Source organism: Aquimarina besae (genome assembly GCF_042434905.1).
GTDB lineage: Bacteria > Bacteroidota > Bacteroidia > Flavobacteriales > Flavobacteriaceae > Aquimarina.
On record NZ_CP170199.1, the window covers coordinates 1184786 to 1206517 of the forward strand.

At 34.7% G+C, this 21732-nt stretch carries 18 protein-coding genes; 6 read left to right on the forward strand and 12 right to left on the reverse strand.

Annotation, left to right across the window (positions count from 1 at the left end):
• Positions 1-5 precede the first annotated feature (5 nt).
• Positions 6-1151, reverse strand: coding sequence for a methionine aminotransferase (locus tag ACE94K_RS05225; protein WP_378180939.1), 1146 nt, complete (start codon positions 1149-1151; stop codon positions 6-8).
• Positions 1152-1356: 205 nt separating this feature from the next.
• Between ACE94K_RS05225 and ACE94K_RS05230 the strand changes: the two genes are divergently transcribed.
• The 5 genes from ACE94K_RS05230 (at position 1357) to ACE94K_RS05250 (ending at position 6474) form a co-directional block, all read left to right on the forward strand.
• The gene (locus ACE94K_RS05230; protein WP_378184228.1) at positions 1357-2016 is read left to right on the forward strand and encodes a succinate dehydrogenase cytochrome b subunit; all 660 of its coding nucleotides are present in this window, start codon (positions 1357-1359) and stop codon (positions 2014-2016) included.
• A 12-nt stretch (positions 2017-2028) separates the two neighbouring features.
• Entirely contained in the window at positions 2029-4032 is a 2004-nt protein-coding gene (locus ACE94K_RS05235; protein ID WP_378180942.1) for a fumarate reductase/succinate dehydrogenase flavoprotein subunit, read from the forward strand.
• A gap of 84 nt (positions 4033-4116) precedes the next feature.
• Positions 4117-4863 (forward strand): succinate dehydrogenase/fumarate reductase iron-sulfur subunit, encoded by a 747-nt coding sequence (locus tag ACE94K_RS05240; RefSeq protein ID WP_378180945.1) that lies wholly within the window; start codon positions 4117-4119, stop codon positions 4861-4863.
• A 261-nt stretch (positions 4864-5124) separates the two neighbouring features.
• On the forward strand, positions 5125-5835 hold the full coding sequence (locus ACE94K_RS05245; protein ID WP_378180948.1) for a hypothetical protein: 711 nt from the start codon (positions 5125-5127) through the stop codon (positions 5833-5835).
• A 69-nt stretch (positions 5836-5904) separates the two neighbouring features.
• Positions 5905-6474 carry a hypothetical protein gene (locus ACE94K_RS05250; RefSeq protein ID WP_378180951.1) on the forward strand — a complete coding sequence of 190 codons (570 nt, stop codon included), beginning with the start codon at positions 5905-5907 and terminating at the stop codon, positions 6472-6474.
• Here the strand turns inward: ACE94K_RS05250 and ACE94K_RS05255 are convergent.
• Together ACE94K_RS05255 and ACE94K_RS05260 are read right to left on the reverse strand one after the other, a co-directional pair.
• A complete protein-coding gene (locus ACE94K_RS05255; RefSeq protein ID WP_378180954.1) occupies positions 6460-7284 on the reverse strand; it encodes a hypothetical protein in 825 nt (274 codons plus the stop codon). The genes ACE94K_RS05250 and ACE94K_RS05255 overlap by 15 nt on opposite strands.
• Positions 7268-9661, reverse strand: a complete 2394-nt coding sequence (locus ACE94K_RS05260) for a M28 family peptidase (RefSeq protein WP_378180957.1) — start codon at positions 9659-9661, stop codon at positions 7268-7270. The genes ACE94K_RS05255 and ACE94K_RS05260 overlap by 17 nt, the downstream gene beginning before the upstream one ends.
• Before the next feature lie 312 nt (positions 9662-9973).
• Here ACE94K_RS05260 and ACE94K_RS05265 point away from each other — a divergent pair, with 312 nt between their 5' ends.
• On the forward strand, positions 9974-10444 hold the full coding sequence (locus ACE94K_RS05265; protein ID WP_378180960.1) for a CBS domain-containing protein: 471 nt from the start codon (positions 9974-9976) through the stop codon (positions 10442-10444).
• Between the two features lie 3 nt (positions 10445-10447).
• Here ACE94K_RS05265 and ACE94K_RS05270 read toward each other — a convergent pair whose 3' ends face one another.
• From ACE94K_RS05270 to ACE94K_RS05310, 9 genes are all read right to left on the reverse strand, one after another.
• Positions 10448-11191 carry a hypothetical protein gene (locus ACE94K_RS05270; protein WP_378180963.1) on the reverse strand — a complete coding sequence of 248 codons (744 nt, stop codon included), beginning with the start codon at positions 11189-11191 and terminating at the stop codon, positions 10448-10450.
• Complete coding sequence (locus tag ACE94K_RS05275; RefSeq protein ID WP_378180966.1) at positions 11166-11516, reverse strand: hypothetical protein; 351 nt, start codon at positions 11514-11516, stop codon at positions 11166-11168. Before ACE94K_RS05275 ends, ACE94K_RS05270 begins: the two co-directional genes overlap by 26 nt.
• Before the next feature lie 141 nt (positions 11517-11657).
• Complete coding sequence (locus tag ACE94K_RS05280; RefSeq protein WP_378180969.1) at positions 11658-13148, reverse strand: cellulase family glycosylhydrolase; 1491 nt, start codon at positions 13146-13148, stop codon at positions 11658-11660.
• A 235-nt stretch (positions 13149-13383) separates the two neighbouring features.
• On the reverse strand, positions 13384-14286 hold the full coding sequence (locus ACE94K_RS05285) for a histone deacetylase (RefSeq protein WP_378180972.1): 903 nt from the start codon (positions 14284-14286) through the stop codon (positions 13384-13386).
• A gap of 6 nt (positions 14287-14292) precedes the next feature.
• The gene (locus ACE94K_RS05290; RefSeq protein ID WP_378180975.1) at positions 14293-15801 is read right to left on the reverse strand and encodes a hypothetical protein; all 1509 of its coding nucleotides are present in this window, start codon (positions 15799-15801) and stop codon (positions 14293-14295) included.
• 100 nt (positions 15802-15901) lie between these two features.
• Complete coding sequence (locus ACE94K_RS05295) at positions 15902-16225, reverse strand: GIY-YIG nuclease family protein (RefSeq protein ID WP_378180978.1); 324 nt, start codon at positions 16223-16225, stop codon at positions 15902-15904.
• Between the two features lie 59 nt (positions 16226-16284).
• Complete coding sequence (gene metG / locus ACE94K_RS05300; RefSeq protein WP_378180981.1) at positions 16285-18375, reverse strand: methionine--tRNA ligase; 2091 nt, start codon at positions 18373-18375, stop codon at positions 16285-16287.
• A 212-nt stretch (positions 18376-18587) separates the two neighbouring features.
• Positions 18588-20201, reverse strand: coding sequence for a DUF1501 domain-containing protein (locus tag ACE94K_RS05305; protein ID WP_378180984.1), 1614 nt, complete (start codon positions 20199-20201; stop codon positions 18588-18590).
• Between the two features lie 7 nt (positions 20202-20208).
• On the reverse strand, positions 20209-21669 hold the full coding sequence (locus ACE94K_RS05310; protein ID WP_378180987.1) for a DUF1800 family protein: 1461 nt from the start codon (positions 21667-21669) through the stop codon (positions 20209-20211).
• Positions 21670-21732 lie beyond the last annotated feature (63 nt).

Consider the following 21732-nt stretch of genomic DNA (forward strand, 5'->3'; position numbering starts at 1 on the left):
TAGACTTAAATCCTACACAAAATTTCAGCAGCACGTTTTAAAGTGTCATCAGTTTTAGCGAAACAAAATCGTAATACTTTATCATCCAGTTGATTTAGATTAAACACTGAAACTGGTATCGACGCGATCTTATGTTCTTTTGTTAGCTTTTCGGCGAAAGCAACATCTTCCTCATCTGTTATCTTAGAATAATCCAATAGCTGGAAATAAGTTCCTGTTGCAGGAGTGAAGGAAAATCTAGACCCCTTAATTAGGGAAAGGAACAAATCCCTTTTTCCTTGGTAAAAATGAGGTAGGGATTCGTAGTGTTCAGGGATTTTTAAATATTCTGCTAATGCAGATTGTATAGGGTGGTTGCTGCAAAATACATTAAACTGGTGTACTTTTCTGAATTCTGTCATCAGATCTTTTGGAGCGATACAGTATCCCATTTTCCAGCCTGTTGTATGAAACGTTTTTCCAAAAGAAGCGGTGATAAAAGATCTTTTTGCCAAACCGGGATATTTTGCAACGCTCTGATGTTCCTTACCATCAAAAATGATATGCTCATATACCTCATCACTTAACAAAATGATATTGGTATTTTTTAAAAGGATATCCAATTGAAGCATATCTTCTTTGGATAAAATAGTTCCTGTCGGGTTGTGTGGAGTGTTGATAATCATCATTTTGGTTTTGTTGGTAATTTTACCAGCAACTTCTTTCCAATCCACCGTAAAATTAGGTGCTGACAGTTGAATCGGAACGATCGTTCCGTTAAATAGTTCTATAGAAGGTTCGTACGAATCATAAGCTGGTTTAAAAATGATCACCTCATCTCCAGGTTGTATAAATGCCGAAATTATGGTAAAAATCGCTTGTGTGGCTCCAGAAGTAACGGTTACATCGGTTTCAGGATCGTAATTGCTGCCGTATAGATCATTAGCTTTTTGAGCAATTATCTCTCGCAAGGACAATAATCCTGGCATGGGTGCATATTGATTATATCCTTTTCTCATGGCAAGAGTAACCAAATCAATTAGTTTCTTATCGGTTTCAAAATTTGGAAAACCTTGAGAAAGATTGATGGCGTCGTATTCGTTTGCCATCTTGCTCATTATTGTAAAGATGGTGGTTGATACATCAGCTAGTTTAGATTTGATATTTTGCATATAGTAAAAGTAAGATATTTTTAAACTGATCCGTATTTTTTTGTTGAATCTTGAATGCATTACGCAAACGATTTCGAACTAAAACTTAAACAAAAAGGATGTTATATTTTAAATTCATTATAAATACGATATAAAGCGACTAGAAATGTTGTTAAAAAGACCTGCGAGCCTTACTTTTGCTATCGAAATTTTAAACATTTTAAAAATGGGTGGATTGATAAAATCTTCAATAGCTAGAAAAGTAGCGATGGCACTTTCGGGACTCTTCTTAGTATTCTTCTTACTTCAGCATTTCAGTATTAATTTTACGTCGGTTTTTAGTCCGGAAATATTTAATGAGATTTCTCATTTTATGGGGACGAATCCGGTAGTACAGTTTGCATTACAACCTATCCTTCTTTTTGCGGTGATTTTTCACTTTGTAATGGGATTTGTATTGGAGCTTCAAAATAATAAAGCACGAGCTGTAAAGTATGCAAAGTATAATGGAGGCGCAAATGCTTCTTGGGTATCCAGAAATATGATTTATTCAGGATTAGTAGTCTTGGCTTTTTTAGGATTGCATTTCTACGATTTTTGGGTTCCTGAAATTGTATACAAGTATGTAGAAGTAAATCCTGAAATGCCTACGCGATACTATGAAGAATTAGTACATAAGTTTGAAAGTCCAATCCGTACAGGCTTGTATGTGCTTTCGTTTGTATTTTTAGCACTTCACTTATGGCACGGTTTTGCTTCTTCATTTCAATCCGTAGGTTTTAATAACAAATATGCTGCTGGGGCTACCAAGTTTGCAAAAATATTTGCAGTAGCTATTCCACTAGGTTTTGTAGTAATTGCAGTTGTTCATCATTTTAATCATTAAAAACCACTATATATGTCAATTTTAGATTCTAAAATACCTAAAGGTCCACTGGCAGATAAGTGGACAAAACATAAAAATACTATTGATCTTGTAAACCCGGCCAACAAGCGTAACATCGATGTGATTGTTGTTGGTACTGGATTAGCAGGTGGAAGTGCAGCCGCTACACTGGCTGAACTTGGATATAATGTAAAAACATTTTGTTATCAGGATTCTCCGCGTCGAGCGCATTCTATTGCGGCGCAAGGGGGAATCAATGCTTCTAAAAACTATCAGGGAGATGGAGATTCTGATTACCGTCTTTTTTATGATACCGTAAAAGGAGGTGATTATAGATCTCGCGAAGCAAACGTATATCGTTTAGCCGAGGTTTCTGGTAATATCATTGATCAATGTGTGGCTCAAGGAGTTCCTTTTGCACGTGAGTATGGCGGATTGTTAGATAATCGTTCATTTGGAGGAGTTTTAGTATCACGTACTTTTTATGCCAAAGGACAAACAGGTCAGCAATTATTATTAGGAGCTTACTCTGCGATGAACCGTCAGATAAATCGTGGTAAAATAAAAGCTTACAACCGTCACGAAATGTTGGATCTGGTAAAGATCGACGGGAAAGCTCGCGGAATCATAGCTCGTAATTTGGTTACAGGAGAAATAGAAAGGCACTCGGCTCACGCTGTAGTGTTGGCAACTGGTGGATATGGAAACGTATTTTTCCTAAGTACAAATGCCATGGGGAGTAATGTAATGGCAGCCTGGAGAGCCCACAGAAGAGGAGCTTTCTTTGCAAACCCTTGTTTTACACAAATTCATCCAACTTGTATTCCTGTTTCTGGTGAAAATCAGTCTAAATTAACACTGATGTCAGAATCTCTGCGAAACGATGGACGTATATGGGTACCGAAGAAAAAGGAAGATGCGGAAGCTATTCGTGCTGGTAAACTCAGGCCGACACAATTAGCAGAAGAAGATAGAGATTATTATCTGGAACGTAGATATCCGGCATTTGGAAATCTTGTGCCTAGAGATGTGGCTTCCAGAGCAGCCAAAGAACGTTGTGATGCTGGTTTCGGTGTCAATAAAACCGGAGAAGCTGTGTATTTAGATTTTGCAGCTGCGATTGAGCGTTACGGAAAAGAAAAAGCATTAACATCAGGTATTCATAATCCAACAAAAGAACAGATTACTAAATTAGGAGAGGAAGTAATAGAAGCCAAATATGGTAACTTATTCCAAATGTATGAGAAAATAGTGGACGAAAACCCGTATAAAACACCTATGATGATTTATCCGGCTGTTCATTATACTATGGGAGGTCTTTGGGTTGATTATAACCTGCAAACGACCGTGCCAGGGTGCTACGCTGCCGGAGAGGCTAATTTCTCTGATCACGGAGCAAATAGATTAGGAGCTTCTGCCTTGATGCAAGGTTTGGCCGATGGATATTTCGTTTTACCATACACCATCGGAGATTATTTGTCAAAAGATATTCGTACAGGAGAAATTCCAACGGATACACCAGAGTTTGATCAAGCAGAAAAGGATGTAAAAGATCGTATCGAGAAGCTAATGAGCGCATCGGGAACCAATTCTGTAGATTATTACCATAAAAAACTTGGTAAAATCATGTGGAATAAGTGCGGGATGTCTCGTAATGAGAAAGAACTGAAAGAAGCTATTGAAGAAATTGCTGCTTTGAGAGAAGATTTCTGGAAGAATGTAAAAATTCCTGGAGATCCTAATAGTATGAATCCTGAATTAGAAAAAGCCGGAAGAGTTGCAGATTTCTTAGAATTAGGAGAGTTATTTGCTAAAGATGCCTTAACGAGAAATGAATCTTGTGGCGGGCATTTTAGAGAAGAATACCAAACTGAAGAAGGAGAAGCATTAAGAGACGATGAAAATTTCAAATTTGTTTCTGCCTGGGAATATAAGGGGGAGCCAAAGGACGCAGTCCTTCATAAAGAAGAATTGGTATACGAAAATATTGAATTAAAAACACGTAGTTATAAATAGTTGATGGTTGCTAGTTGTTAGTTTATAGATAGTATATGTTTTGAAACTAACAACAAACAACTGACAACCAAAAACTAAAATAATATGAATCTTACATTAAAAATATGGCGTCAAAAAGATGCTCAATCTAAAGGAAAGATAGTAGATTATCCAATATCCGGAATTGAAGGAGACATGTCTTTTTTAGAAATGTTAGATATGTTAAACGAAGGATTAATTGCTAAAGGAGAAGAACCGGTAGTGTTTGATCATGATTGCAGAGAAGGAATCTGCGGATCTTGTTCCTTACAAATTAACGGAGAACCTCACGGTCCTGATCGTTTAATTACTACTTGTCAATTGCATATGCGGAAATTTAATGACGGTGATACGATTTACATCGAACCATTTAGAGCAAAAGCATTTCCTGTTATAAAGGATTTGATGATAGATCGCAGTGCTTTTGATCGTATTCAACAGGCAGGAGGTTTTATCTCTGTAAATACTTCTGGTAATACCATTGATGCAAATGCAATTCCGATTCGTAAAGAGGATGCAGATCAAGCAATGGACGCTGCAACTTGTATAGGTTGTGGAGCGTGCGTGGCTGCCTGTAAAAATGCGTCAGCAATGCTGTTTACTTCAGCAAAAGTATCACAGTTTTCATTACTTCCTCAAGGACAAGTAGAAGCAACAGAGCGAGTATTGGCCATGGTAAATCAAATGGACGAAGAAGGTTTTGGTAATTGTACTAATACCGGAGCTTGCGAAATAGAGTGTCCAAAAGGGATTTCTTTAGAAAATATTGCGCGTATGAATCGTGAATATCTTAAAGCAAGCCTAAAAGGATAAAGTCTTTTTTGATACCTAGCTTTCTTTTTTGGCGGCCGGGTAACAAGTATAATTATAATAAAAAGTATTATTAAAAAGCTCCAAATCACAAGATTTGGAGTTTTTTTGTAGAAAAGGAATACTTTTTGGTAACATTTTGTGCAAGAATGACATTAATATATAGAGAACGGAAAGTTTGTGTTTTAATTGAACTAAGTTAAAAGGTTATTACAAGAGCTTTTTATTATCTATTTTTATTTATAAATATCAAAACCGAGTAAAATGAGAGGTACTATTTTATTTATTGTTGTCGTATTATTAAACTGTAATGTTGAGGCACAAAGTCGTATAAACAGAAGCATATTAACACCAATTGAAGAGTTATTTAAACCAGACTACACTCGTTCATCAGAATTTGAAGGAGTAGATCTTTCTGCAGCAATAGGGTCACCATATGAGCAAAAAGAATTCAAAAAAGGTGAATTGATAGATTTAAGTTTTGATAAAAAAATCGTAGGAATGTCCTTCAGATATAATGTATATAATGATCAAATAGAAATTAAAGAACATCCAAAGAGTGAAGATATCAGTGCTGTAATAAAATCAGATCAAGTTTTTGTACGTATAGGTAATAAAGAGTATCATTATAAAGAATATACTGATGCTTATGGTGAACCTAAGAAAGGATATTTAATAAAACTAAGATGTAATGCTGATATTAATGTATACAAAGAGCTTACAAAGACATTTAAACTTCCAAAAAGGGCACAAACTTCGTACCATAAAAACGAGCCGGCAAAATTCTTGGATACAGAAAAGTACTATATGGAAATCGATGGAAAGTTAGTACATGTCAAAATGAATAAAAGAAAGATTGCGAAAGCATTTCCGGATAAACAACCTGAATTGAAAAAATATATCATTAAGGAAGGATTAGATTTTAAAAAAGAAGTGGATTTGGTAAGGTTAGTCGCGTATTACGATACGTTATAAAACTACATTTTTGTTAAACGAAAAAACTTCAAATTATTCTTGGTTTGAAGTTTTTTATTTTTAGAAAATATGAATAAAATCTTATTAGGTTTGATTATTACATTAACCATAACCAGCTGTAATCAAAAAGATAAAATAAAGGAAGAACTTATTCAAGAAATAGCCTCATTAAAAACGGATGAACAAAAAAGACTTTTCCTAGAAGAGATTTATGAAAAAGATCAACAGACGCGTAAAGATGTTACTGAAGTAGAAATAAAATTTGGATTTGAAAGCAATGAAAGAAAAGAGGCCTTGCTTAAGGCAATGAAAGACGACGCAAGCAATCTTAAAAAAATCGAATTATATCTGGAAAAATACGTTTATCCTTCTATCGCTAAACAAGGGGAACGTGCAACTAGAGCTCCTTATATCGTAATCCATCATTCTGGGACTATAGAAACAAAGAATAAATATTTTGATTATTTATACAAAGCGTATAAAAGTGGTGATCTGAATCCTGGTAGTTTTTCCTTTTATCTGGAAAGATTACATCGAATGAAATTTGGTAAACGATTTACACTTCCTAATCCATATCGAGAAAAACAATTGATCGATTCCTTGATTAAGCGACTAAATTTAGGACTACGTTCTCAATAAATACAGATTTCTCTTAAAAGTGTATCCTAATTTTGTTTCCACCTTATCCGAATCAATAACCTTTCCTTTTGATCGGGTTTCAAAGTCATAATCGGGTTTCGGTAGATTCATTTGGTTACAGATTCTGGTGTAGTAAGTTGATTTTTTGGGATGATCTGGATAGGATGCGTTAAAAGTTATGTTCCAACTATCAGTTTTTACTATTTTTTTGATAACACCGATACAATCTTCTCTATGAATTAGATTTACTGGTGCAAGCGGATTTTTGATGCTTTTTCTTTTCGAAAGCATTGTTGCAGGATGTCTTCGGGTATCAAAGAGACCTGCAAATCGGAGAATCGTAGTTTCGAATTTCTGGTTACTGAGTAGAAGCTGTTCGATTTCTATCAATTGTTTTCCGGCATTTGAAGAAGCGTTAGGAACGTTTTCAGAAGTAATAATCGGAAAGTCTTCAAGATCTTCGAAAACAGAAGTAGAACTCACAAAAAGCACCTTCTGAATCGCGGATCGCTCTATGAATGGAATCAGATTCTCTATTTTGCCCACAAAGTTGCTTTCTGGATTTTTTCTTAATCCAGGAGGAATGTTGATAATGAGAATTTCACTTTCTTCCAAAAAAGAGTCTATAGCACCTACCGGGCCTTCTTCTGATACTTTGATGATATATGGAGAAATTCCTTCATTAAATAGATGATCTAATTTGCTTTCTGAGGTTGTAGAGCCCTTAACGCAATATTCTTCTTTGAGTAAAGCTTTTGACAATGGTAACCCTAACCATCCTGTGCCTAGAATACTAATCTGTTTGCTCATTCAATGTATTTAAAGGTTGAGCCGTAAGTAATGCTGTCGAATCTATTGATTTTTCTATATATCGTAATTTTAAGGTCTTCTTAATGATGATAGCGTCATTAAGCACAAAAGGTTTTGGAATCATCGTTTCAGATCTTTCTGGAACTGAGAATTGATCATTTTCTAACAAATCATATGAGGATTCATATAAAACAATTTCTGGAATAGAATCTTTATGAAATTGCATTTTCAATTCTAAGGGCTCATTATCTCTTAGATGATATGTTAACAATCGGTTATCGCTACGTTCTGTAAATGAACCACGTACAAAACGATCTTTTCCGGTGATGTCTTTTGCAGTAGCCCCATTAGCGAGTAAACTCTCAAACTTAAAAGATTTGCGAACAAATAAATCCATTCTATTGATATTTCGTTGTGGACTAATCCGTATGTCCAATAGCCTTTCATTTCTAATAATAGTGTCTAAAGATACTTCTATTTTAGAAGATGGAATTTTCTTTAGGGGGGCATTATTTACGTAATTAAAAGAATTACTATACTTACTTTCAATAGTATTTTGATTCCAATCCTTTGCCAGATTTTTAAGTCGGTCAATATAATTTTTGGTCCAGGAATCTAGCGTGTGATCATATGATGCCCAATATGCTTTATTTTGATCTTCGTGTATGATATATACTAAACTATTAGGTTTTTGCCTTTCTGTGGCAAAATCAGATTTAAAATGAGACAATCCTAAACAGGTTAAGGCCAATATAAAAGCAGCCGTTCCTAACATACTTTTTTTAGTATAAAAACCAATGACAGGTAATAACAAAGTGCAGAGTAAAACAGTGAGTATAGAGGAAGCAAAAGCAATTCTTAAACCTAGGGCCACAGGAAAACTTGCAATAAATGGTACAATCATAAAAATAGCAGGTAGGCATAAAAGAAGCATTAACAGTGGAAAAGGTCGTTTCTGGTTGATCAGAACAAATTGGCATAAGAGACAAAGTAGGACGGGGATAATAAAATAGCTGGCACCTTCCAGATAGAAAGCAGCTGCTCCACAAATTACTATCCAGAAAAATATAGGCGCTACCAGTATACCTGGTAGTTGTTCTACATTGTCAAAAATGCTATAAACTTTAAAAAACGCCGCAATGCCCAATAGAACAGACGCAGCAATATAATAATAACCATTATATGGAAAACCGTGTAGTATGTCGTTATATTCAGGATAAATGATCAAAACCAATTTCCATAAACCAAACCCTAACACTCCACCTAGACCCATTGAAATAATAAACGCTAAAAAACCACTTCCTACTTCACCAAATTTGATACGAGACTTGTATTTTCCATATAAGACTAAACAGATAAAAAGAATAATTGCTAAGCCTAATAAAGGATAGATCCAGGAAAAAGGATATTTGATGATTTTAAAAAGAGGAACATTAAAATATAAAAAGTCTTGGTCCGATTTTAAATTACTGATATCAGCATTAGAAAAATAGATTAATAATGGCATAAGGTAGCTGCCTTGATGTTGCAAAGTGTTTAAATCAAGATTCTGCCAGGTGTCATTAGCGGTATGATAATCAAAATGGTCATCTATAAAAGCAAAGTTATACCCTTCAATATCACCATGTTTTCTGAAGACTGTTAAATCAGTATCGTTAGGTAATAACTTATAAATACTATATGCCAGGGAGTTAGTTACAGGAAACTGCGGATCTGCTTTTATGAATTCTTCAATCATACTTCCATTCTTACCATTGGTTTCCATCAACATGTAAGAGTTCCCTCCACTTCCTCTGGCCTCAAAATTGAGGATAAGCCCCACGTCTTTAGCCCAAGGATGTTCTGATACAAATAAATCAGCTCCGTTTAAGCCCAGTTCTTCACCATCTGTAATACAGATGATTATATCATTGTTTGGAGTTATGTTTTGGGATAAATATGCTCTGATACTTTCTAATATTGTGGCAACACCACTGCCTGCATCACTTGCTCCATATGAAGAATGCTGGCTACTATCATAATGCGACATTAGTAATAATGCTTTCGTTTTTTGGGATCCCTCAATTTTAGCAACAATGTTTTGCGGCTTGCTCATAGTTCCTTTATCACCAATAGAAAAACCTTCCTGAATTTCTGGTGATAAGCCCAATTTTTTCAATTCTTCTATCAAATAATTTTTAACCTCGCTATGAGCTGAGCTTCCGAGGTAATGAGGTTTTTTAGATATTTTTTTTACGTGTTCTAGCGCTCTTAAGGTGGAAAATTCTTTTTCAGGGGTGTCCAACCCCGAAATCTGTTGTGGCATACTGCTATAAAATGTATACCATACCGAAAGGATAATTAACAAAAGAGTAAGTACTGAAAGAATTTTTTTCATCAGTTATGATTGATTTGAGTTAGTTTGAATGAAGATTAAAAATGATAAATTCTGGAAGCATTGTAGAAATACAAAAAAGAAATGCTGGCAATCCAACTTTTATCAATTTGATTTCAATACGCTTCATTTGTTCGATATCTATTAAGATGGGCCTATGAAGTATTATTTATTTTTAAGAATAACTAAAATTCATCTGTTTTATTGGCTGAGATAAAGGTAATAAAATATGGTTTTATTAAGATAAATGTTAAAATGATATTGAATAAGTAACCTAAAATGACTATATTTAAGATTCACTAAATCACTATTATTATGGGAATTATAAGTTTTCAGGGCGCTAGAAGCAAAGTTAAAAAGCAGGATAACACACCAATCAAAGTATCGGATTATATGACTAGAAATTTGATCACTTTTTCTCCAAAACAGTCGGTTATGGAGGTCATGGAGACATTAGTAAAGAACAAAATTTCTGGAGGTCCGGTAGTTAACGAGCAGAACGAATTATTAGGAATCATCTCTGAAGGAGATTGCATCAAACAATTAAATGAAAGTCGCTATTATAACATGCCAATAGATGATGCCAATGTAGAGAGATTTATGGTTAAAAATGTGGAAACGATAGATGGAAATATCAGTATTTTTGATGCAGCCAATAAATTTTTAGAAACTAAAAGAAGGCGTTTTCCAATTTTGGAGGATGGTAAATTAGTTGGGCAAATTAGTCAGAAAGACGTGATGAAAGCAGCTTTAAAAATGAATAGTCAAAATTGGAGGGATAAATAGTTTTTATTTTTTCTTTAACTCTTGTGCTTTAGGATCATCTGTAATGATTAGTTTGTTTTCACTATCACCTGATATGTATAAACTTTTAGAAGAGTATCGATCGAGATTATGATCAGACTCTTTCCAGTTTCCTATGCCCAGTATTGTAATTATTTCTCCTATCTCGATTGCACCTTCTTTGTAACGAATACTTTTATTGAATCCTAGAAAACCAGCGCTTTTTTTTCCGTGTGATTTTAGGTAGTGCTCTAAAAACTCAGGTGGATCATTCCAGGTTCCCGAGGTATATTCTACATCTTTTTGAAGATATGTCATTTTATTGCCCTCTGGGATTTCGGTCACAACGAGGGCTTTTTCTCCTTGACTTTCAATGATAAAATTCTGGAATTTTTCTTCTTTAATAATGGTACTCCAATGGCGGTTTTTACCACTACTACGTTTTTCTTCTACTTCTATTTTATAATACACACATTTTCTTTGACCAATAGGAGAGATTAAAGGCGAAGCAAGTGCGGAAGCCTTTCCTTTTATTTTGATATAGTCGTTATCCTTACAAAGTTGAATTTTACCGTAAGGAAATTCGTTTAGTTTCCGAAGTATTCTACTTTTACGACTAAAATAGTAAGAAAAAAACATTAATAGAACCGCAATCAAAATTAGGGCAATGATTATCAGATATTCATTAGAAATTATTTGAGCAAGAATAATATAATCAAACATATTAGCTATTTCTTTTAACCAAAGCATAATACTCATTTTCTAGCGGAAGATATCCCTGATCATACACGAAGTAATAGATCGTACCGGCTTTTGTAGTATAAATACTGGTGAAAAATTGAAAATCAAACCCTTTGGCTATTAATTTTGATTTGGTAGTTTTTGTTTTTTCGTTTGGATTGAGTTCTTCAAGAATTCTATAGTTTTTTCTAAGACGGTTATTGATATTTCTTACCAGATTTTTGCTGTCCTTATTGATCTTATTGTTAAAGGCATTTCTACAATAATCACTACAGAATTTCTTATCGGCACGACCGATAATTTTCTCTCCACATTCTGGGCAATCTTTTTGCATAAAAAATTATTTGATAGCAAGATACAATAATCCGAATTAAACGTTTGTAAATGGATATAAAATGCAATTTATATTAAACCATAAAATAAAACGCAACTTAAAGTTCAATAAGTTGCGTTTCGAAAATAATAGTATTCTCTTCTATTGGATCACGATCTTTTTAGTAAAGGTTTCTTTAGAGCCAGCTATAGTGATTTCGGAAATATACATTCCTCTTGCGAGCTTAGAAATATCGTATACGTAGTGATCAGAGGATGATAAAGTTTGATCCAGAATTTGATGTACTTTTCTTCCATTAAGGTCATAAATATTAATGGATTTGATTGTTCCTTGTTTAAAGGAGAAATTTATTAAACCAGATGCGGGGTTTGGATAAATACTGAATGCAATGCTCGAGAAATCAGTAATATTTAAAACTGAAGAGCAGTTAGGTATAGGACTTGATAAAATTGGTTGTAAATACTCCATTTTCCATTGTACAACAGTCTTCCAGTCGTTGTCTAAAATACCTCCGGTATCTCCAGAGTTAGGGTTTAAAGACCAAAAGGTATAATGTAGTTTTTGTTCTTTAATAAAATCAATAAACTTGGCAAACCATATTTCATCTTTTCCTCCTTGTCCCTGTATACCTAATTCGCCCACAAATAATGGAGAGGTTCCGTTAGTATTCAGGAAATTAAATTGTTCTTCCCAGATATCAGGCATATTATCTGGAAAATCCGGAGCCGAAAACCAGGTTTGATCAAACACGGTCGGACCATATTCGTGTGGAGAATACATTAATTTATTAGGATTGCTTAGTATAATTGGATAATCTCTTGCGCCTTGTAGGTTTCCTCCCCACCAATATGTTGTATTGGTACCGTCGGGTTTCGTGTAGGCTTCAATTCCTTCAACTATAATTAGTACATTGGGATTGACTTCGAGAATTGCATTACCGCATTTCTCTGCTGCCAATTTCCAGTCGGTTGCAGGATCGTTATTTCCCCATCTTGCTCCGGTAGGGTCATCAATTTTTCCGTGGGGTTCATTGTTTAGGTCCATACCGATTACTGCATCATAATTTTTATAGCGTTCTGCAATAAAAACCCAATCCGCAATCCATTCTTCTTCAGAAACAGTGTCGGTATACCATAAGTTTTCGGCCAGATATCCGTCCGGATTACGAGAATGACAATCCAAAATAATCTTCATGTCATTTTCCTGACACCATTCTACGATTTTATCTAATGCTTCAATAGGTTTGGTGATTCCTTGAAGGTATAAGTTTGAATATGGACCAGAGCCATTGTTATCGGTTAAAATATCCTGTACCCACTCATTAGGATCATAAATTTCAACACCCTCACGAAGCATTAAATTGTGCCAAGGAATACGAAAACAATTAAATCCTAATTCTTTGCTTTGATGAAGTACAGAGTACATATCTCGAGACCATAAACCGTGAATAAGATTGTTTTGTGTCTCGAATCCGAACCAGTTAACTCCGGCCAGCAAGACTTCATTACCACCTGAATCTAATAATTTATTACCATTTACTGTTAACCAGTTACCTTGACAATTTTCTTGAGCATTAGCGTACTTTGATGACACCAAAAATGCCATCAAAAGCAGGATGTAGATTTTTTTCATTTTAGTTAAGCTTAGTTATGATTTGTATAACTGGTAACGTTAGGATTTTTGCTTTTAGTATTCTGCTATTATGACTATTATAAATTGTTGTTACTTTTATGAAAACTTTTTAATTGACGTTGAATTTTAGTGATTTATCAAATGAAACCTGGGTTTGATTAATGATTTGATATAAAAAATACGGTTTAATGGATTTTTTAAACATCCAGATAGAAATATTTAACAACAGCCGTTCTTAAAAGAATATATCTTGCGCCAATCTAAATGTATTTGCGTGTGCGTCGATGATAATTTTTATATCAGGAGAATATCCGCCACCCATAGAGCACATGACCGGGATGGAAAGATCTTTACATGTTTGTAGCACAAACCGATCTCTTTCTTTACATCCATCAATGGTACATCCTAACTTACCTAACTTATCTGAAGCTAAAATGTCCACACCACAGAGATAATATATAAAATCAGGCTTTTGAGTTTCTATTAGTTTGGGAAGTGTGTCTTTAAGTATTTTTAAATATTCTTCATCTCTTATTCCGTTATCAAGAGCAATATCAAGATCCGACTGTTCTTTTTTAAATGGGTAGTTACCAGCTCCGTGCATAGAGAATGTATAGACATCTGTATCTTTGTCAAAAATTTCTGCAGTTCCGTTTCCCTGATGTACATCCAGATCTACAATTAACACTTTTTTTACCAGCTCTTTTTTTAGTAAATATCTGGCGCCAATAGCCTGATCGTTCAACAAGCAAAAAGCCTCGCCGCGATTGGTATATGCGTGGTGAGTTCCTCCGGCAATATTCATGGCCACACCATTTGTCAAAGCGTATTCTGAAGCTTTTATGGTGCCATCTGCTATGATGACTTCCCTATCAACAAGTTCCTTCGATAAAGGGAAACCAATTTTACGTACTGCTTTTCTATCTAAAGTGAGTTCGGTAAGTGCTTCATAATATTGTGCAGTATGAATTGCTAAGATAGGCTGTGGATTCGGTATTTGAGGTGCAAAGAAGTTTTCTTCGGCACACGTTCCTTCGTGCAATAATTGTTTTGGTAATAACTCATACTTCATCATCGGAAAACGATGCCCTTCGGGTAAAGGATGTTTGTATATAGGATGGTATGCTATTTTGAGCATGGGAAACTATTTTTTGAAGCTATATAATTCATAAGTTCTTTTCTTAGGATCAAAGAACCCGTAATGTAAGTTGTCTTTATGTAAAAAGATATTAACCGCTTTCATTTCAATATCCAAACTGTCCTCGAATTCGAATAATCTATCATAACTGTTCTTTTTAATATCACCCTGTAGATGATCAAAGTTATTGTCAAACAGACAGTTGATGTATGTGGATTTTGTGGTCGTATAGCTGCCATAGTTATAGAACGTCGGATTAAAACCAATCCAAACACCGGTAGAACCGCCAACAGTCCCTCCCATACCAAATCCACCACTAAAACCGTTCATTCCGACATATCCATTGCTCGTAGTAATTTCTTTTGTACCACCAAGTACGATATTATATTCATTATCTACTTTATACACTGATATTCCTAAATCAGAGGAAGAGATTTTTCTAAGGTATTTAGATGTTTTTTCCATTTCTCTAACTCGATTTTCAGAAAAACCAGGAAGTATGCCTCCACCTTCCTGAATGATAGGTGAGTTTTTAAATCGTATGGTATCTTCTTTCGTTACTTTATATTCTTTAATGATTTTTTCAGTCTCCAAATCTAGAACAGTAAATTTCATTTTTTGGTTAGAACTTGCGATCTGAAAAAGCTTATTATCGAATATATACGAATTACTTTTATGATATCCTTCTTCGGTTTTAGAAGGCTTATCGTATGATTTTACTACAGCTTCAAATGTTTCTAAATCTATAAAACATAGTTGAGTTTTTTTGATATTATAATCAAAGCTAAAAATCAATTGATTGTTAAACTGATATAGTTTATTTTCTTTTGATGTTGTTTCAATTACATTAGGATTACTTCCCTCTATTTTTTCAACATCTATCACCGAGCGTGACATTCCTCCAGCATCAGAAAGCAGTAAGTAATAGCCTGTTATCGTATGATTTCTGCTTCCAGGATTTGGATATTCTAATTCTTTTAAGGAAATCGTGTTTTTGGTAGGTGTAAATTGTTTGTCAAAAGTATAGATATTTAGGTCTGATGACCTTTTTGTAATAGTGATTAAATAAATTTTATTATTGTAAACGACGCTTTCAACATATTTTTCGCCTTTAATCTTGAAGTCTAAAAACGTGTTTTTAGCAGTTTTTGTGTCAAAATCAAAAGTTTGAACTCCAAATTTGGTACTCCAACTATCACTAAAGAAAATGGAATATGTATTGCCTACAACATTATACCCTAAGATATATTTGTATTTAGAAGGGATTGTTTTGGTAGAAATTTTAGATATTGTAGTATAATTGCTATCTAGTAAATGCCCGTGGAATTGCCTACCTTCTTCTAGTAAAAGCATAAGATCGTCAGTAAGCTGATTAGGTAATGCGTAAGATTCCTTTTTAGACTGAAATTTTACAAAACCATTTTCTAGCTCTAACACTTTCTCTTGGGCATTAATCGAATAACCGATAAGGCACATGCTGATTAATAGCAGAAATTGTTTAATCGTATTATTCATATCATTATAAGTATTGTAATTGGGTAAAATGTTACTCTGATTTTTTATTGTCAGTATTTATAATTTGTTTTAGAATATCTGGTCGAGCGCAGTCGAGACCTCAATATTTATTGTCAGGTTTATAATCTGAATGTGTTGCATTTCTACATTCTGCTAAAACCTGTAAAAGATCAAATTGATTATTGGCAAGCGCAATTTTCTTTTTACTACTCCATTTTTTTAGTTTCTTTTCGAAATATATTGCTTGGTTTATATCGTTAAATTCCTGCGAGAATATAAGTTTTAAAGGCCTACGTTTGTAGGGGAAACAACTTTTATTCAATCCTTTTTGATGTTCTTCAAATCTTCTGGTAATATTATTGGTAACACCAGTATAGGTTAACCCATCTGAGCATTGTAATATGTATACATAATATAATTTCAAATCCAGTTTTCATAATTAGGTCTCGACTGCGCTCGACCAGACATAAACTAATTATGTCATTAACTAATCACTGCTCCAGGATTGACATCATTTTCATCTGGATTTAGAAATACTAATTTTCCATTAGGAGTTTCTGTCATTAGGATCATTCCTTCGCTTTCTACGCCTCGCAATGCACGTGGAGCAAGATTTACCAAAACAGTTACCTTTTTACCAATAAGATCTTCTGGTTTAAAGTGTTCTGCAATACCTGAAACGATCGTTCTAGTGTTAATTCCTGTATCTACTTTAAGCACCAATAACTTTTTAGCTTTCGGCATTTTATCCGCTTCCACAATGGTACCAACTCTTAGGTCCATTTTGGTAAAATCTTCAAAAGTTGCTGTAGCTTTTTGTGGTTCTACGGTTTTGTTTTCAGCTTCGTTAGCTTTTTTAGTAGCTTCTAACTTATCTAATTGCTTTTGGATATCGGTATCTTCGATTTTAGAGAATAATAACTCTCCTTTTTCTATGGTATGACCAGCAGGAAGTAATACTTCTTTGGTAGCTATTTCATTCCAATTCGTCTCGACGGAGCCTGTGCTGAGCGAAGTCGAAGTGCTCGACGTTACAGCTAGGATATTTTTTAATTTCTGCGAAGTAAAAGGCAAAAAGGGTTCTGACAAGGTGGCTAAAGCCGCTGCAACTTGTAAACCAACATACATAATCGTTTTTACACGTTCCGGATCTGTTTTAATTAGTTTCCATGGCTCTTCATCCGCCAGGTATTTATTTCCTAGTCTTGATACATTCATTAATTCCTGACCAGCTTCTCTAAAACGATATCTTTCTATAGAACTGCTAATCACACTTGGATATGCTCTTAATTCGGTCAATGTTTGTAGATCTACTTCAGAAAATTCATTTGGAGCAGGAACTACACCGTCATAATATTTGTTAGTTAGTACAACAATTCGATTAATGAAATTCCCAAAATTACCTACTAATTCATTATTATTTCTATCTTGAAAATCTTTCCAGGTAAAATCATTATCCTTAGTTTCCGGAGCATTTGCTGTTAAGGCATATCGCAATACATCTTGTTTACCCGGAAAATCTTCTAAATATTCGTGTAACCAAACTGCCCAGTTTTTGGACGTAGAGAGTTTGTTTCCTTCCAGATTTAAGAACTCGTTAGCAGGTACGTTTTCAGGTAAAATATAACTTCCTTCAGCTTTTAGCATGCTAGGAAAAATAATACAATGAAATACGATATTATCTTTACCAATAAAGTGTACAAGCTTAGTGTCTTTATCTTTCCAATAAGGTTCCCAATCTTTACCTTCTCTAGCGGCCCATTCTTTAGTCGAAGATATATAACCAATTGGAGCATCAAACCATACGTATAATACTTTTCCTTCGGCTCCTTCTACCGGAACAGGGATTCCCCAATCTAAATCACGAGTAACTGCTCTGGGTCTTAGACCATCATCCACCCAGGATTTGATCTGACCATAGACATTGGTTTTCCAGTCTTTCTTATGACCAACCAATACCCATTCTCTCAGAAAATCTTCATATTGATCTAATGGTAAAAACCAGTGTTTGGTTTGTTTTAGTGTTGGTTTTGCTCCTGAAATAGTTGATTTTGGATTTATAAGATCTGTAGCATTTAATGAACTACCACAATTTTCACACTGATCACCATACGCTTCTTCGTTTCCGCACTTTGGGCAAGTACCAGTTACAAATCTATCTGCAAGAAACTGATCTGCTTCTGCATCATATAATTGTTCTGAGGTTTCCTCAATAAATTTTCCATCTTCATATAATTTCTTGAAAAATTCTGAAGCGGTTTCATGATGAATAGGAGCAGAGGTTCTGGAGTAATTATCGAAAGTAATCCCGAAGTCCTCAAAGGATTTTTTGATGATGGTGTGGTATTTATCTATAATCACCTGCGGAGAAACTCCTTCTTTTTTTGCACGCATCGGTATGGCGGCACCGTGTTCATCACTACCGCAAATGAAAGCCACATCGTTTCCGGTCATTCTAAGATATCTGGCGTAAATATCCGCAGGAACATAAACTCCGGCTAAATGGCCAATATGAATAGGACCGTTAGTATATGGTAAAGCTGATGTAATTGTATATCTCTTAGGTGTGCTCATAACGCTTGTAAAAATGAGGCACAAAGGTAATAAACTAAGATAAATTATACAGGCTTTAGTCAATTAATGAAAATCTTATTTGGCATACTATTATTAAAGTATTTTAAAGGTATTTTTAGAGATAAAAAATACAAGGGAGTGATTTAAAAAAAAAGCAGCATCAGAGATAATACCAATACTGCTTTGTATAAAAATAAGATTATAAATGTTAGTTACAAGATCATTATGGATTTACTATACCGTTGTTTGCCTTTTGTAATTCTATAGGCATAAAACCCTTCAGATAGTGTCGTCTTAGCTGCTTCTTTTACATTAACAACGTATTCTCCTTCCAAAAGCATTTCATTCTTTAAGTTTGCTACTTTTTGTCCTGTCATATTGAATAAGTCGATATTAATATGACCTGCCTGTGCATTCGTTAAATGAATAAAAGATTGATTTTCAGAATAAGTAACGAGGTGATTGAAGTTTTTAGGATCTGGTATTTCTTCTCCTGTGTTAAGACTGTTACAATTAAAACCTAAATCCAGTGAATTATATTGTTCATCTAAAAGAACTTGATCGACAATATTGGCATCTATACACAACCATTCTTTCATTATTGAGGCATATACTTGTCTAAAATCATTTGTATTGTAAAGGTTCCCATTTCTGTTTAAATTCAAAAGATCGGGATGTTCTCCAACAAAACCATTACCATCCAATCCGGTTCCAAAAAGCATCATAGGTGCCGCAGTGCCGTGATCTGTTCCGCGAGATCCATTTTCTTTAACCCTTCTTCCAAATTCGGAAATCGTCATAGAAACAACCTTGTCATCCCATCCGGCATCTTTAAGATCATCATAAAAATGAGACATAGTTTCTGAAAGCTGGGTTATCAATTCTTCCTGTCTGTTTAATTGATCATTATGAGTATCGAAACCACCTAAGGTTACAAAGTATACTTTGGTTCCTAAATTTCCTTTTATAAGCCTGGATACAACGCTTAATTGTTGTGATAATTTATTGTCTGGATAATTTCCAAAGTCAGTAGCACTTTCATAAGCATCATTAATTACACCTGCGTATGTAAAAGTAGTATTCGCAACACCTTTTAAATATCCTACCTTTTCTCCGTGCGTACAATCAGGAAGATTACTAAGGTCATAAAGAGATCCATTTTGGGCAATTTCATAAAGTTTTTTAGGATCAGCTACAGAGAAGGCAAAATTGTTTTGGTCACCATTGAATATTAAGTTACCACTACTTCCTATTTGTATTGCTGCAGGACGCTCGGGCGGGTTTAGTAAATAATCAGGATATAGATTTTCAAAATATCTTCCCATCCATCCGGTACTTTCTTCATCAGTTACATCGGATGTTGCCCAAATATCAGAACCAGTAAAATGAGATAAGGCGCTTTGTTCATACCCAACGCCGTGTACTATTTTCATCTGACCTTCGCCCCATAATCGTTCAAATTTATTAGCGTAATTAGGCATTCCATAATCGTCATTAAGATTAAATAACTGATTTTGTGGTATCCTGATATTAGGACGCGCATTCGCATAAGTGTCATATTGGTTAATTGGGATTACCGTGTTTAATCCATCGTTTCCCCCTTTAAGTCTTACAATAATAAGTACTCTATCTGTCTCTGATTCGTTAAGAGCAGCTGATAGAGGTGAAGGTTTTGAAACAGATAATGCTGTGTTGGCAAACGCTACGGTACCACCACCAACAATACCTAAAGCTTGCAGAAAAGAACGTCTGTTCCATTTTTTATGTTCCTGATTATCACAACTACCAGGTTTTGGAGTCAAGTTTTTATAATGAGTATCGCACATGGTTTTTCTATTTAAGTTGGAATTCAGGAATTGTTATAAGAAATTGTAAAAGCCTGTAGACTTGTCTAGGAGTGGTGTTCCATTCAAGACTCCAGGTACCATCTTCAAAATAATTTTCGGGAACCTGATCTTTAAAAATTTCCAATCCTTGGCTATATTCTGTGGCACTTAGTAACTCTTTAGAAAGAAAATTATCTAAAATCGATCTGGACACAAGTTCCACATCGCTAGAATTACCACCCATAATATTAATCGCAAGTGTTTTAAACTGTTCTTCGTTATGTCTCCAGGATCTCCAAAGATACCAGCCTATCCTGTCCCATCTGGTGGTTAAAGTACTGGAGTCTATCCAATCCTTATCTCCTTGCCATCCAGCAACATCCACTGGTTTCAGGAGATCTTGTCCTAGTTCTTGGCATCCAGCGCGTATTTTGTTGTTGAATGCAAAATCTGCCGGTAATTCGAAATTTAGATCTTTAAAGAAATTGATCTGTATGTCGACAGGACTTTTAATGCAGACTCCAAGACTTCTTTGGTCAAAGAAATGCTCACTTTTGAATAATTGCCTTAGTACCGGTGCAATTTCAAAGTTATTATCGAGAAAGGTCTGCGCAAGTTGATTTACAATATCTTCATTAACAACCGGACTAACGAAGTATCTATAGAATTTACCACATATAAACTTGGCTATCTGTTGCGGTCTTTGTTCAAAAAGAATTCTAATTACGTCGTAATAATCCCAGTTACCGGCTTGACCAAAAATGATTTTTTCTTCATTGTCAAATTTGTTTTCGTCAAAGGTGATAGGTCCCCAACGCACTTCTCTTTCATTCCAGCCGGTTAGTGCTCTTGCTGTTTCAACGATATCATTTTGGGTATATCCGTTATCTACGCCTAATGTGAATAGCTCATAAAGTTCTCTTCCATAATTTTCGTTGGGTCTATTTTTGGTGTTTTGGTTCCCATTAAGGTAAATCAACATCGCTGAAGAAAGTCCGATATCGCTCGTAAAGTCTTTAAAATTACCTAATGCGTGGAGTTGTAATAAATTATAATATTGAAACATATAAGCAGGACTGCTGTATACACTGTCTTCTGTTACAAAATGATTACTCCAAAATAAAGTCAAACGATCTCGTAGGTTGTTTTGAAACATATCTGCTACCATTTGATTTTTCCATTCTCTTCTGTATGCAGAAGGATTTTCTGGTGTAGCATCAAAGTCATCTTTTACCCAATAACCCCATTCTGGCGCGGGAGTTGGGTTTAGATTCAGTGCTTCATCAATTAGATTATCAATTAAAACAGAAGGATTTTGGTTAAGAGCATTATCCACCATCTCAGGAGTTGCCCCAAAACCAAGTCTTCTGTACATATGATTTACCTTTTGTCTATTCCAGGGATTTATATTCGTTGGGGAATAGACATTTAATGAAGCAACATTACAAGAAGTACTTGTTGTCATCATAGAAGTTTGTGTTAGTTAAGAATTTATGTTAGTTAGATTTTTGAAACGTAATTATTTGATAGT

Bases quoted from the DNA above. Each gene is read 5' to 3' on its own strand.
- ACE94K_RS05225 (WP_378180939.1), bottom strand. From the start codon at position 1,151: ATGCAAAATATCAAATCTAAACTAGCTGATGTATCAACCACCATCTTT.
- ACE94K_RS05230 (WP_378184228.1), top strand. From the start codon at position 1,357: ATGGGTGGATTGATAAAATCTTCAATAGCTAGAAAAGTAGCGATGGCA.
- ACE94K_RS05235 (WP_378180942.1), top strand. From the start codon at position 2,029: ATGTCAATTTTAGATTCTAAAATACCTAAAGGTCCACTGGCAGATAAG.
- ACE94K_RS05240 (WP_378180945.1), top strand. From the start codon at position 4,117: ATGAATCTTACATTAAAAATATGGCGTCAAAAAGATGCTCAATCTAAA.
- ACE94K_RS05245 (WP_378180948.1), top strand. From the start codon at position 5,125: ATGAGAGGTACTATTTTATTTATTGTTGTCGTATTATTAAACTGTAAT.
- ACE94K_RS05250 (WP_378180951.1), top strand. From the start codon at position 5,905: ATGAATAAAATCTTATTAGGTTTGATTATTACATTAACCATAACCAGC.
- ACE94K_RS05255 (WP_378180954.1), bottom strand. From the start codon at position 7,284: ATGAGCAAACAGATTAGTATTCTAGGCACAGGATGGTTAGGGTTACCA.
- ACE94K_RS05260 (WP_378180957.1), bottom strand. From the start codon at position 9,661: ATGAAAAAAATTCTTTCAGTACTTACTCTTTTGTTAATTATCCTTTCG.
- ACE94K_RS05265 (WP_378180960.1), top strand. From the start codon at position 9,974: ATGGGAATTATAAGTTTTCAGGGCGCTAGAAGCAAAGTTAAAAAGCAG.
- ACE94K_RS05270 (WP_378180963.1), bottom strand. From the start codon at position 11,191: ATGCTTTGGTTAAAAGAAATAGCTAATATGTTTGATTATATTATTCTT.
- ACE94K_RS05275 (WP_378180966.1), bottom strand. From the start codon at position 11,516: ATGCAAAAAGATTGCCCAGAATGTGGAGAGAAAATTATCGGTCGTGCC.
- ACE94K_RS05280 (WP_378180969.1), bottom strand. From the start codon at position 13,148: ATGAAAAAAATCTACATCCTGCTTTTGATGGCATTTTTGGTGTCATCA.
- ACE94K_RS05285 (WP_378180972.1), bottom strand. From the start codon at position 14,286: ATGCTCAAAATAGCATACCATCCTATATACAAACATCCTTTACCCGAA.
- ACE94K_RS05290 (WP_378180975.1), bottom strand. From the start codon at position 15,801: ATGAATAATACGATTAAACAATTTCTGCTATTAATCAGCATGTGCCTT.
- metG (WP_378180981.1), bottom strand. From the start codon at position 18,375: ATGAGCACACCTAAGAGATATACAATTACATCAGCTTTACCATATACT.
- ACE94K_RS05305 (WP_378180984.1), bottom strand. From the start codon at position 20,201: ATGTGCGATACTCATTATAAAAACTTGACTCCAAAACCTGGTAGTTGT.
- ACE94K_RS05310 (WP_378180987.1), bottom strand. From the start codon at position 21,669: ATGATGACAACAAGTACTTCTTGTAATGTTGCTTCATTAAATGTCTAT.